10 protein-coding genes are annotated in these 12,712 nt (G+C 72.4%); 8 read left to right on the top strand and 2 right to left on the bottom strand.

The window, feature by feature from the left end; genetic code table 11:
• Nucleotides 1-141: 141 nt before the first annotated feature.
• Entirely contained in the window at nucleotides 142-2,031 is a 1,890-nt protein-coding gene (locus BZZ08_RS01175) for a right-handed parallel beta-helix repeat-containing protein (RefSeq protein ID WP_104630212.1), read from the bottom strand.
• A 401-nt stretch (nucleotides 2,032-2,432) separates the two neighbouring features.
• Between BZZ08_RS01175 and BZZ08_RS01170 the strand changes: the two genes are divergently transcribed.
• Complete coding sequence (locus tag BZZ08_RS01170; RefSeq protein WP_274543240.1) at nucleotides 2,433-3,632, top strand: FCD domain-containing protein; 1,200 nt, start codon at nucleotides 2,433-2,435, stop codon at nucleotides 3,630-3,632.
• A 27-nt stretch (nucleotides 3,633-3,659) separates the two neighbouring features.
• Here the strand turns inward: BZZ08_RS01170 and BZZ08_RS01165 are convergent, their stop codons facing one another.
• Entirely contained in the window at nucleotides 3,660-4,442 is a 783-nt protein-coding gene (locus tag BZZ08_RS01165) for an IclR family transcriptional regulator (protein WP_104630210.1), read from the bottom strand.
• 270 nt (nucleotides 4,443-4,712) lie between these two features.
• Between BZZ08_RS01165 and BZZ08_RS01155 the strand changes: the two genes are divergently transcribed.
• The 7 genes from BZZ08_RS01155 to BZZ08_RS01125 all read left to right on the top strand — a co-directional run bounded on the left by BZZ08_RS01155 (nucleotide 4,713) and on the right by BZZ08_RS01125 (nucleotide 12,711).
• Nucleotides 4,713-5,591: a fumarylacetoacetate hydrolase family protein gene (locus tag BZZ08_RS01155; RefSeq protein ID WP_104630209.1), complete on the top strand. Its 879-nt coding sequence runs from the start codon at nucleotides 4,713-4,715 to the stop codon at nucleotides 5,589-5,591.
• Between the two features lie 174 nt (nucleotides 5,592-5,765).
• Nucleotides 5,766-7,013: a mandelate racemase/muconate lactonizing enzyme family protein gene (locus BZZ08_RS01150; RefSeq protein WP_104630208.1), complete on the top strand. Its 1,248-nt coding sequence runs from the start codon at nucleotides 5,766-5,768 to the stop codon at nucleotides 7,011-7,013.
• Complete coding sequence (locus BZZ08_RS01145) at nucleotides 7,010-8,029, top strand: hydroxyacid dehydrogenase (RefSeq protein ID WP_104630207.1); 1,020 nt, start codon at nucleotides 7,010-7,012, stop codon at nucleotides 8,027-8,029. The genes BZZ08_RS01150 and BZZ08_RS01145 overlap by 4 nt, the downstream gene beginning before the upstream one ends.
• Before the next feature lie 5 nt (nucleotides 8,030-8,034).
• Nucleotides 8,035-9,039, top strand: a complete 1,005-nt coding sequence (locus tag BZZ08_RS01140; RefSeq protein ID WP_104630206.1) for an aldo/keto reductase — start codon at nucleotides 8,035-8,037, stop codon at nucleotides 9,037-9,039.
• The gene (locus tag BZZ08_RS01135) at nucleotides 9,036-9,920 is read left to right on the top strand and encodes an amidohydrolase family protein (RefSeq protein WP_104630205.1); all 885 of its coding nucleotides are present in this window, start codon (nucleotides 9,036-9,038) and stop codon (nucleotides 9,918-9,920) included. The genes BZZ08_RS01140 and BZZ08_RS01135 overlap by 4 nt, the downstream gene beginning before the upstream one ends.
• Before the next feature lie 26 nt (nucleotides 9,921-9,946).
• A complete protein-coding gene (locus BZZ08_RS01130) occupies nucleotides 9,947-11,392 on the top strand; it encodes a hypothetical protein (RefSeq protein ID WP_241965304.1) in 1,446 nt (481 codons plus the stop codon).
• A gap of 44 nt (nucleotides 11,393-11,436) precedes the next feature.
• Nucleotides 11,437-12,711: an ABC transporter substrate-binding protein gene (locus BZZ08_RS01125; protein ID WP_241965303.1), complete on the top strand. Its 1,275-nt coding sequence runs from the start codon at nucleotides 11,437-11,439 to the stop codon at nucleotides 12,709-12,711.
• Nucleotide 12,712: the final 1 nt, after the last annotated feature.

Below are 12,712 nucleotides of genomic sequence, written 5' to 3'. Positions count from 1 at the left end.
CAGATACGTGTTGAGGGCGGTGAGTGTGCTGGGTGCTCTCGGCACGGGCCGGTTCGGGCCCGTGCCCACCGCACCCCGGGCAGCGGCTCGTACGGCACGCTGCCCGGGGGCGCTCATCGGTGGCGACCGGTCAGCGACCGCTCACTGGGTGTCCCCGTCGGGCAGCGGGTAGGGGAAGTCGGCGGTGACGCCGATCTTGTCGTACTCCATCCTGGAGGCGTCGTACCCGTCCTCCCAGTTGGCGTTCTTCACGTCGTTGCACTGGTAGCTCTGGTACGACTGGTCGGTGGTCTTGCCGACCTCGATGTCCTCGAAGGTGAAGCCGCAGCCGCCGGCGTCCATGTGGATGCCCCGGGTGCCGCTGTCGGGCATCGACTCGTCCGGGAGCACGTCGCCGACGACCATCTGGCGTACGTGGTTGTCCATCGGGTACGGCTCGACGTTGTTGACGCCGTAGGTGTAGAAGGCGCCCATGTCGCCGCTGTCCAGGCCGGCTTCGTCGATGCGCAGGTACTCGAAGGTGTTGCCGCGGGCGTAGTTGTCCTTGAGGGCCACCTCGGGGCGTACCTCGAGGCTGATGCCGTAGCGTGCGCTGTGCTTGACGTGGCTGTGGCTGACCGTGTTGTGCCCGGTGTTCATCAGCTCGATGCCGGAGGCGTCGCCGGGGTTCAGCTCACCGTAGTGGGTGATGTAGTTGTTGGTCAGCAGGTGGCCGTTGGAGGTGTTTCCCTCTCCGGGGTAGGGGCCCTCCACCTTGATTCCGTCGGCGCCGATGTTCTCCAGCAGGCTGTCGCGGACCGTCAGACGGTCGTTGGCGGCGAGGGCGTAGACGGCGTGGTAGCCGGTGTCGGAGATCTTCAGCCGGGACAGGGTGACGTCCTTGCTGTCGGTGACGGTGACGGCGCCGAAGCGGTTGCGCGGCATCTCGATCTGCCGGTCGTACTCCGGGTACTTGTGCACCTCGCCGGAGTCGCCGTCGCTGATCCACCCGTTGCGGTACCAGTCGACGAAGTCGCTGTACTGCAGGGCGAGTCCGTCGAACGCGACGTCCTGGATCCGCCGGTCGGGGGCTGTGCCGGCCAGCTCGAACAGGGTCGTGACCGTGGGACGCAGCACGGTGACGTCGTCGATGTCGCCGCGCGGCTTGTAGTAGAGCTGCCCCTTCTTGAAGTCCAGGTAGTACTCGCCCGCCTGGTCCAGAAAGTCGAGGGAGTTCTGGAGGAAGTAGCGTGAGCCGCCGCCGGAGTTGTTGAGCGCGTACCGGGTCCAGTACTTGAGCGTCATCTGGTTCTTGGCGGGGTTCCAGTCCCGGATCGGGACCGTGTCGGTGAACCAGCTCCAGCTGCCGCCGGACCAGACCACCGCCTGGGCGTTGCTCAGGTCCCACGTGGCGTCCCAGTCACCGGGGTGGGAGTACAGCCACTGGTGGACGGCCTCCTTCTCCGGCTCCGGCAGGGTGGACGTGAGGTAGGGGGCCCACTCGTCGTCGGACTTGCGGTTGGGGTAGCGGGCGGTGGTGGCGCGCTTGCCGTCCTCGAAGAGGGTGTAGAAGGGGTTCTCCGTGCCGACGTCGGCACGGTAGATGCCGTCCTTGTACTCCTCCCAGCCGGTCACCGGTGCGGCGCCCATCACCCGGGCCTTGCCGGGGCCGTCGTAGGAGCGGTAGACGACCTGGTGGCCCCCGGCGCCCGAGTCGCGGTCGTCGAGTTCGACGGTGCGGCTCAGCGGGTAGTCCCCGGCGCGCAGGTTGACGTGGATGTCGCAGCGCATCCTGCCGGGCCGGTTGAGGCCCTTGTCGCGGATGTGGTCGCGCGCCTTCTCGATGGTCTTGAAGGGCTTGCCTTCGGTGCCCTTGGCCGTGTCGCTCCCGTCGGGGGACACGAACAGCTCGGTGGCCTTGCAGCCGGCGGCCTGGGCGCTCGCGTCGGGCGTGTCCAGGGTCGCGCCGCCGACCAGCAGGGCGCCGGCCGCGAGCAGCAGGGGCAGTCTTCTGGTCCGTCGTCGTACTGGTCGTACCTGGGTGGTTGGCACGAGGTCTCCTTGCCGCGTGGAGTGCGTGAGGGGGCGTGATGTCGTGGTCCGGATCCGCGTGGGCCGGACGGTGTGTCCGGTGCCGTCACGGGCTCTGGTGCCGCGCGGGCTCGTGTTCCCGGTGCGGGGGCCTCGGCGTCGTCCGGCGGCTTCACGCCGTCCGCCGATGGACCCGGGGCCCGGAGGGGGCGGGGCCCGCCCCCGGGGTGCTCGTTCCGGCGGAGCCCCCGCACGGCATCGCCGTAGGTGACTAGTGGGTCACTGATCGAGCAACGATAGTTAATATGTTTGTGCCGTGGTGTCGTCAATACGCGTGGCTGAACCTGAAATTGATGACCCGAGGGGCGACGAACTCGCGGCCCGTGAGTCATAAGTTCACGCATCCCAGGAAGCGCGGTGCCATGACCGATCCCGACCTGCCGGCATTTCCCCAGCTCGGAGCGGAGGAGCGGGCGGCCCTGTCGGACCTCGCCCGGCAGCAGCCGGCGGGCCTCCGGCTGCGCGGCCGGATCGTGCTGGCCTGTGCCGAGGGGCTGACCAACGCGGAGGTCGCCCGGCGGCTCACGGTCAGCCCCGCCACGGTGGCCAAGTGGCGGGAGCGCTATCTGCGGCGGGGGGTTGCCGGGCTGCACGACGCCCCTCGTCCGGGTCGGCCCCGCAGCGCTGACCGGCGGCAGGCGGAGGCCCGGGTGGCGGCGGTGCTCGAACAGGCCCGCGCCGGCGCCCCGGTGCCCTCGACCCGTTCACTGTCCGACACGCTCGGTCTGTCGCAGTCCACGATCGCCCGGATCTGGCGGGAGCAGCAGGCCGGGCTGCCCGATCCGCCGGTCGCGCGCCCGGGCGGTCCGCGCGGGGAGGGGGGCGGGGACCTGGGCGGGGCCGAGGGCGGTCCGGCGCCGGTCACGCCCCGCATGCCGCGGCAGCTGCTCTCCGACCACGTGTACACCCTGCTGCGCGACTGGATCGTCGGCGGTCGGCTGGCGCCCGGTCAGCGTCTCGTCGAGTCGGAGATCGCGCGCGGTTTCGGCACCAGTCAGGCGCCGCCCCGCGAGGCGATCAAGCGCCTCGCGTACGAGGGCCTGGTCATCTCCCAGCCGCACCGCGGTACTTATGTCGCGCGGGTCTCCGAGCGGCAGGCCCAGGACGTCCGGGACGTCCGGGTGATGTTCGAGGAGTACGCGGCCCGTCGGGTGACCGGCCGGCTGGACGCCGAGCACACGCGGCTGCTCACCGAGGACGTGGACCGGCTGCGCCGGGCCGCGGCCGAGGACGACATCGGCGCCTTCCGCGACGCGGACATGTCCTTTCACCGGCATGTGTGCGAAGCGGCCGGCAATGCGGCGCTGATCCGCCTGTGGCGCATGATCGAGTCCAGTCTGTGGGACCTGCACGTGCTCGGCGACCCGCGCTACGCGGGCAGTTGGGGCGCGATGGCCGAGCACCACGCCGAACTCCTGGACGTCCTGCGCTCCGGCGACCCCGATGTCGCCGGTCCGATGTTCGCCGACCACGCCGCGGGCGAGGTCGCCCGCTACCTTCCCGACCGGTCCGGGCCCGCCACCGGCACCGGCACCGGCACCGGCACCGGCACCGGCTGGTGAAGCGGCCGCCACCTCCCCGGCATCACTTCACACCGCTCCGCCCATCCGCCCTACGACGCCCTTGATGAGTGCGGCCAGGGCCGCCACCCGCTCGGGCGTGGCCTGGGACTTGAGCAGCGAGGAGCTGACGGCGAAGGGCCGGCCGCCCGCGGGCGGTCCGGGCACGGCCGCCGCGACGCAGACGATGCCCTCGGCGGTCTCCTGGTCGTCGACGGCGTGACCGGCCGAGCGCGCGTCGCGCACGTCCGCGAGCAGCGCGTCGAGGGTCGTGATCGACCAGGGCGTGCGGGTCTCGAACGGCTCGCGGCCGGCCAGCAGTTCACGCACTCCGGCGTCGTCGAGGCCCGCCAGCATGGCCTTGCCCAGTGCCGTACAGGTGACCGGGAGCCTCGCGCCCGCCCGGCTGGTGAGGCGCATCAGGACGGTGCCCTCGTGCACCGCCAGGTAGACGACGTCCGTGCCGTCCATGGTGGCCAGTTGGAGCGTCTCCTCCCGGTCGCCCAGGCGGCCCACCTGCTCCCGGAAGGCGTGTACCGGATCGAGGGCGTCCAGGTAGGACTGGGCGAGCCGCAGCAGGCCCGGGCCCAGGGTGAAACCGCCCTCCACGGCCCGGACCAGTTCCCGTTCGTGCAGGGCCGCGCAGATGTTGACGGCCGACGCGCGCGGTATGCCACCCGCGGCGGCGGCCAGTTGGGCGGGCGACAGCGCACGGCCGCGGGCGTCCGCCAGCGCGTCGAGGATGGCGCCCGCCCGCAGCACGGCCGGTGCCGGTGCGGCACTGGCCCATACCGATCCGTCCCGAGTACTCATGGCGCCACACCCTAGTTGTCAGCCTGTTGACAGTAAAGCAGTCCATTGACAACAAGCGGTGCCGTACACCGATACTGGGCCCGCAAGCCCCGGAGCGGCGGCGCCACGAGGGCGCCGGTACCGCGGACCTCCGCGCACGCCCGGGAATCGGCGCCTGTCCCGTCCTGGTGACGACCGCCTTCGCCAGATCCGCACCCGGCCGCCGGTCAGGCGTGTTCGGCACGGCGGCCGCCACGGACCGACCCGGCCCTCGACCAAGGAAAGCGGCACATGAGACTCGTACGGCTCGGAGACCCCGGGCGGGAACGCCCCGCCGTCATCGACGACCGGGGCGTCACCCGGGACCTCTCCCCCCTCACCTCCGACATCGACGGCACCTTCCTCGCCGCCGACGGCATCACCCGCACCCGCCGGGCCCTGGCCGAGGGCACGCTGCCCGCGCTGGAGGCCGAGGGGCTGCGCTTCGGGCCGCCCGTCGCCCGGCCCGGCGCGGTGGTCTGCATCGGGCAGAACTACGCGGCGCACGCGGCGGAGTCGGGCAGTGAGCCGCCCACCCGTCCGGTGATCTTCTTCAAGCCCCCGAACACGGTGGTCGGCCCGTACGACGAGGTGGAGATCCCGCGCGGCTCCGCCAAGACCGACTGGGAGGTCGAACTCGCCGTCGTCATCGGCCGCACCGCGCGGTACCTGGACTCCCCCGAGCAGGCCCTTGAGCACGTGGCCGGCTACGCCGTCTCCAACGACGTCTCCGAGCGCGACTTCCAGCTGGAGCACTCCGGCGGCCAGTGGTCCAAGGGCAAGTCCTGCGCCACGTTCAACCCGCTCGGCCCCTTCCTGGTACCGGCCGACGAGGTCCCCGACGTCCAGGCCCTGCGACTGCGGTCCTTCGTGAACGGCGAGCCGCGGCAGGACTCCAGTACCGCGGACATGATCTTCTCCGTCGCGCGGATCGTGTACGACCTGAGCCAGTACCTGGTCCTCGACCCGGGAGACGTCATCAACACCGGCACCCCCGAGGGCGTCGCCCTGTCCGGCCGCTTCCCCTATCTGAAGCCCGGTGACCAGATGGAGATCGAGATCGAGGGGCTGGGGCGCCAGCGCCAGTCACTTGTCGCCGCCGAGACCTCTTCTCAGTCATCACTTGTATGATACGTTACGACTCAATGAGGGCCCGGTTGCGGAACTGATTCCGGCGGCCGCACCACGCCCGTTCCCCTGGCCCGACGGCACGCTCCCCCACCTCCCGCGCGCCTCGGTCCTCCCTGGCACGGGGCGGTGGGCCGGTGGGCGGGACGGCGAGGAGAGCTCGAAGAGGGGGAGCAGTTGAAGATCACCGGATTCCGGAGCCTGACGACCGTGCACCGCTGGGGGCGTCCCGTCGGGGACGCGAACGGCTTCGTCGCCCAGGGCGTCACCGAGGTCCCGGTCCTGCTGGTCGAGACCGACGGCGGCCTCACCGGAGTGGGCCTCGGCGCGCACGACGAGGCCCGGCGGGTCTTCCCCGCCCTCGACGGCCAGGATCCACGCGCCGTCACCACGCTCTACGACCGGATGCTGGCCCACACCTTCAAGAGCGGTCACGCCGGCACCGCCTTCGGCACCATCGGCGCCTTCGACATGGCGCTGTGGGACCTCAAGGCGAAGATGGCCAGCGAACCGCTGTGGCGCACCCTCGGCGCCGCGGACCGTTTCGTGCCCGGTTACGCGTCCGGTCTCGACATCGCGCTGGACGAGGAGGAGTTGGTCGAGCTGTACGCCGGCTGGGCCGCACGCGGCTTCACCGGCGCCAAGCTCAAGGGCGGCCTGGACACCGAGCGCGACATCGGCAGGCTGCGCGCGGTCGCCGGGGTGCTGCGGGCCAACACCCGCTCCCCCGCCCTGATGCTCGACGTCAACGAGTCCTGGGGCAGGCACCAAGCGGTACGGCTGCTCGCCCGGATCGAGGACCGGGTCGAACTCGCCTGGATCGAGGAGCCGGTGCGGCGCTGGGACGCGAGGGGGCACCGGGCCGTGGGCCGGGCGGCCCGCACCGCCGTGGCCAGCGGCGAGAACCTGACGGGCCTGGAGCAGTTCCGCCCCCTGCTGGCGGCCGACGCCCTCCAGGTGGTGCAGACCGCCGGTGTCTGGGGCATCACCCACTTCCTGCGGGTGGCGACCCTCGCCCACGGCCACGACCTCCCGGTCAGCCCGGTCGGCTACCACGCCAACCCGTTGGCGCACGCGGCCGCCGCCACCCCCAACCACCTGGTCACCGAGGTGCAGGACACCGGCACACCGGCCGGACTGACCGTGGACCAGACGATCGAGGACGGCGGCATCGTGCTCGGCGACGCGCCGGGGCTCGGCATCACGGTCGACGAGAGCGCGCTCGCCGCGCCGGAAGGGGCCGGCTGGGCCCGCTCCGACGGCCCGCACGTCCGCCCCCGTGCCGCCGGCCTGCGGCTCGTGCCCGAGTCCGGCCCCCCGGGTCTGGCCGGCCGTACCTCCGCGGGCACCGCCTCCCCCGCCGTGCCCGGCCCCGTCCACCGTCCCGCCCGCAGTGAGCGCACCGAGAGGGAGAGCACGCCGTGACCCGACCACGCGCCGTCTTCGCCATGAACCCCCGGCTGGTCCGCGCCGTCTTCGACGAGGACGCCCTGGCCCGGCTCCGCCGCGCGACCGACATCGACACCGAACTGGTCCTCGGCGAACTGGACTCCGCCCGCTCCCGCGACGCGCTGGCCGGTGCCGAGATCCTCGTCGCGGGCTGGGACGCGCCCGTCGTACGGGCCGAGCACCTGCCCCGCACCGGGCGGCTGCGGGCCGTGGTCTACGCGGGCGGGGTCGCCGCGACCTGTCTGGAGGACCCGGCCGCCTTCGCCGCCCGCGGCGTGGTCGCGGCCAACGCCCGCGCCGCCAACTCGGGACCCGTGGCCGAGTACACCCTCGCCATGATCCTGCTCGCCAACAAGCGCGTCCTCGCCGAGGAGCGCCGCTACCGCGCCTCGCGGACCCGGCCCGACCACTTCGGCGCGTACGCCGGGCGCGGCAACTACCGGCAGACGGTGGGCGTCGTGGGCGCCTCCACCGTGGGCCGCGCGGTGCTCGGCCTGCTGCGCCCCTTCGACCTGGACGTCCTGCTGTACGACCCCACGGTCACGGCGGAGCAGGCTCAAGCCCTCGGTGCGCGTCTGGTGCCGCTGGACGAGCTGATGGCGGTCAGCCGGGTGGTGTCCCTGCACCAGCCCCTGACTCCCGCGACCCGCGGCCAGATCGACGCGGGCCGGCTGGCGCTGATGCCGGACGGCGCGACACTCCTCAACACCGCGCGGGGCGCCGTGGTCGACCAGGACGCCCTGCTCGCCGAAGTGCGCACCGGCCGCATCGACGCCGTCCTCGACGTCACCGACCCCGAACCGCCGGACCCCGGCAGCGAGCTGTGGACGCTGGACAACGTGGTGCTGACCCCGCACCTGGCGGGTTCGCTCGGCGGGGAACTGCACCGCATCGGCGACGCCGTCGCCGACGAGGTGGAGCGGTTCGCGGCGGGCCGTCCCTTCGCCCATCCGGAGGACCTCGCGGCCTCCGCGCGGACGAGGGTGTGGTGAGGCGGATGCGATCCCGTACCCCCGCACGCGGCCCGGAGCTGACCGAACTCGGTCTGGGAGCCGCCCAGTTGGGCAATCTGGCCAGGGAGATCAGCGACGCGGACGCCCAGGGCGCCGTCGACGCGGCCTGGGACAGCGGCGTGCGCTACTTCGACACCGCCCCGCACTACGGGCTCGGGCTGTCGGAACGCCGCCTCGGCGCCGCCCTCGCCCGGCGCCCGCGCACCGAGTACACCGTGTCCACCAAAGTGGGCCGGCTGCTGGTGCCGAGCCCGGAGACCGCGCACCGGCAGGACGACGGCGGCTTCGCGGTGCCCGCCGCCTTCCGGCGCGACTGGGACTTCTCCCGGGACGGCATCCTGCGCTCCCTGGAGGGCAGCCTGACCCGGCTCGGCCTCGACCACGTCGACATCGTCTACCTGCACGATCCCGACGACCACTGGCAGCAGGCCTCCACCACCGGCGTCGACACCCTCGTCGAGCTGCGCGACCAGGGGGTGGTGAAGGCGGTGGGCGTGGGCATGAACCAGGCCGCGATGCTGACCGAGTTCGTCCGCCGCTCGGATGTCGACCTGGTCATGGTGGCCGGGCGTCACACCCTGCTCGACCAGTCCGCGGGGGACGGACTGCTGCCGCTCGCCCGGGAGCGCGGGGTCGGCGTGGTCGCCGCCGCCGTCTACAACTCCGGCCTGCTCGCGGCCGACCGTCCGCCGGCCGACGCCACCTACGACTACTCACCCGCACCCCGTGCGCTGATCGCCCGGGCCGACGCCCTCGCGGACGTCTGCGAGCGCCACGGCGTCACGCTGCCCGAGGCCGCGATCGCCTACCCGCTGCGGCACCCGGCCGTCGTGTCGGTGGTGCTCGGCGCCCGCGACGCGCGGCAGTCCCGTACGAACGCGGAGCGGCTCGCGGCCCGTGTACCGGACGCGCTCTGGGCGGAGCTGGCGGACCTGGGCCTGGTCCGGGACGCTCCCGACGCCCCGCCCGCGACGAGGGAGCCGTCATGACCGTCGTCGACGCCCATCTGCACGTGTGGGACCCGGGGGCGGCCGCCTACAACTGGCTGGGGCCCGCGATGGCGCCCGTCGACCGGGCCATGCGGTTCCACGAGGCCCGTCCGGCGCTGCGCACGGCCGAGGTCACCGCGGCCGTCCTGGTCCAGGCCGCCGACAACGACGCGGACACCGAGCACATGCTGGCGATCGCCGCCGCGAACCCGGAGGTCGTCGGTGTCGTGGCCTGGGTCCCGCTGGACGATCCGGACCGGGTGGCGGCCCGCCTGAGAGCGCTCCGTCGCGACCCGCACGTGGTGGGCGTACGCACCCTGCTCCACGAGCGGTCCGACCCGCAGTGGATCACGGGCCCCGACGCCGGCGCGGGTCTCGCGCTGCTCGCCGAGGCCGGTCTCCCCTTCGACTACTCGACCACGTCGCCCGCCGCGCTGCGCCACCTGCCCGAGCTGGCGGTCCGCCACCCCACCCTGCGCCTGGTCGTCGACCACCTCGGCAAGCCGCCCGTCGGCGGCGGCCGCGAGGACCGGGCCGAGTGGCGCCGCCTGATCGCCGCAGCCGCGAAGCACCCGGGCGTCCACGCCAAGGTCTCCGGGCTCTATTCGGCCTCGGGCCCCCTCGGCGCGTGGTCCACCGACCAGGTGCGGCCGTTCGTCGAGGACGCGCTGGAGCTGTTCGGCCCCGAGCGGCTGATGTACGGCGGGGACTGGCCGGTCTCCCTGCTGGCCGGGGGCTACGCGCGCACCTGGGAGTCCGTGTGCGCACTCCTGGCCCCGCTGCCTCCCGACGACCGCGCCGCCGTGCTCGGCGTCACCGCCGCCCGCTTCTACCGCCTCGACCCCGCCCTGCTGAACGCCGCGCGCGACGCGGCCGGGTGATCCGCTCCGGAAGGAACGCCAACGCCATGGAACACCAGACCACGACGCCGGACACGGCCGCGCTGGCCGGCTGGCTGCACAGCTGGGTGACGGACGAAGGGGCGGTCAACGGCTTCCACAACCACAGCGTGTGGGGCACCAACCCGGCCACCTTCCTGGACTTCACCAGCGGACACACCACGTTCGCGGGTCCGGCCGTCGGCGCCTTCGCGCAGGCCCTGGCCGCACGCCCCGACGAGCGCGGTGTCGCCCTGCTGCGGCGGCTACTGCGGTACCAGTGCGCCGAGGTCCAGCCCGACGGGCAGTACGCGCACATCGGCTTCCAGGTCGGCGAGTCGGCGACCACCGGCCTCATCCACAACGCCGTCGGCAGCCTCGGCATGCTGCTCGCCGTGCGCCACGCCGGTCACCTGCTGCCCCCCGACGAGGTCGCCGCCGTACTGGCCGCCGTACGGCGCAACCTGGACGCCTGCGAGGTCTACGGCGGCGGACGCCCCGGCGAGGACGGCACCTGCAACCAGGAGTACGCCCGGGTCTGGGTCAAGCAGCTCTACACGGAGCTGAGCGACGACAAGACCTACGCCGACGAGATCCCCGAGGACCTGGCCGCACTGGTCCGGCTCTTCCACCACCGGGGAGTGCCCGACGCGGAGAGCGCCGGGACGTTCCGCACCGTGCGCGACCGCGCCGAGGGCGGCATCCTGGAGCCCGCCGAGTACTACGGGCTCATGATCGTGCCGCTGGTGCTGGGGTACCGCGCCCAGGGCGATCCGGAACTGCTCGCCGAGGCGCGGCGGTTGTGCCTGCACGTGGCCCGCTCCGCCTGGACCGACGAGAGCGGCGCCACCCGCTACCACCGCTACTGGTACGTGCGGGACGAGCGCGCCCTGAAGACGGACACACCGATGCTGATCGCGGGCATGGGACTGACCCTGTACGGCATCCACGAGGTGCTGGCCGAGGGTCCGGACGCCGAGCTCGAGGCCTTCACCGAGGCATGCCTCGCCACCTACGCCCGCCACCAGACCCCGGCCGGGTACTTCACGTCCGCGAGCGGCTGGCACAACGAGGCGGACATCGCGCCCAGCACCGCCTGGCACGCGCACGACCTGCTGTTCCTGATGGCCCGGTACGGCCCCGACGAGGACTTCTGGGACCGGGTGACCGCGCCGCGCGCCCGGCAGTCGGTGCTGGTCGGCGATCGGGCGTACTGGGCCGAGTCCGGCGTCCACTGGGCCGTGCGCAGCCCCCTGACCGCGGGTGACCTGCATCTGTACGGCCGCAAGGACCGGGCCGTCTTCGCCCGGGAGTTCTTCGCCTGGACGGACCGCGAGCCGCTGCCCGAGGAGCTGCGGTACCCGGACGTCCCCGAGTTCTTCGTCGCCGACGACGGCATCTACCGCGTCGACCGCGGCGAGGCCCCCACCGACATCACGGCCGTCGGGCCCCTGCCCTACCGGGGGCGGCTGTGACCACCGAACGACACCGCCGGCTTTCCCCACCGAGGAAAAGAGAGATGACCATGACGTCAACCAGAAGAGGGAGCAAGGCACGCGGTGCCGCGCTCGCCGCCGTGGTTCCGCTGCTCCTCGTCGCGGCCTGTTCGTCGGGCTCCGGCTCGGCGGAGGGCGAGGACGGCGAGATCCGGATGATGGTGAACCTGACGGACAACCTCGACCAGGCCTACTGGGAGAAGCTGGTCAAGCCGTTCGAGGACGAGACCGGTCTGAAGGTGAAGATAGAGGGCCCGACCGGCAAGTCCGTCGCCGAGTCCTTCCCGCAGCAACTCGCGGCCGACACCGCGCCCGACGTCATCCAGTCGGTCTTCCCGGACGACGACACGGCGCCCGAGCTGATCGACCTCGGCGGCGAGGCCTGGGCCAAGGACACACCGATGTTCGACGAGTACGCCATGGGCGAGGCGCACTATGCGGTCGGCGTCGGCACCCAGACGCAGTCGCTGGTCTACTACAACAAGACCGCCTTCGAGAAGGCCGGGATCAGCGAGCCGCCCACCACCTGGGACGAGCTGACCAAGGACCTCGGCGACCTGAAGAAGGCCGGTTACACGCCGATGCAGACGGCCGGTGACTTCCAGACCGGCCTCCAGCTCCAGCAGATCTACCACCCGACGCTGAACCAGTCGCACCCGAAGTGGCAGACCGAGGTGTCCGACGGGAAGCTCAAGGTCGGGGACGCCTACCGGCCCGCCTTCCAGATGTACGCCGACTGGATCAAGGCCGGGTACATCAAGAAGAGCGACGTCGGGCTCAGCCCGTCCCAGGCGGACGGCAACTTCACCGCGGGCAAGGTCGGCCTCTACACCAACGGCAGCTGGTTCGCGGCCACCCTGAACAAGGCCGGGGACCTGCCCTTCGAGGTGGGTGTGTTCTCCCCGCCGGCCGCGGACGGCAAGGAGTACCCGGGCCCGCAGGGCGCCACCATGGCCAACCCGTACATGATCCGCAAGGGCATCGGCGACGAGGACGGGGCCAAGCGGCTGGTGGAGTACCTGGTCACCGACGCCAAGGCCATCGAGGCGCAGCTGGGCTCGGACGGGGTGTTCCGCAAGGGCTCCGAGTCGAAGCAGTCGGAGGTCGACGCGCAGATCCAGGGCATCCTCGACGCCGCCCCCGCACTGGTCGCGGTCGGCGAGGGCCAGGGCAACGTCCGGCTGCCCGTCACCGGGTTCAACCCGAAGTTCACCGAGGTCGCCCAGAGCCTGTACACCGGAGCGAGTCCCGCCGACGCGGCCGAGAACATCGACCAGTGGGTCGACGAGAACCGCTGAC

The sequence above is a fragment of the Streptomyces sp. MH60 genome (assembly GCF_002939385.1).
GTDB lineage: Bacteria > Actinomycetota > Actinomycetes > Streptomycetales > Streptomycetaceae > Streptomyces.
The sequence above is the reverse complement of the archived record's forward strand: the minus strand, read 5'-3'. Positions and strand labels throughout refer to the sequence as shown.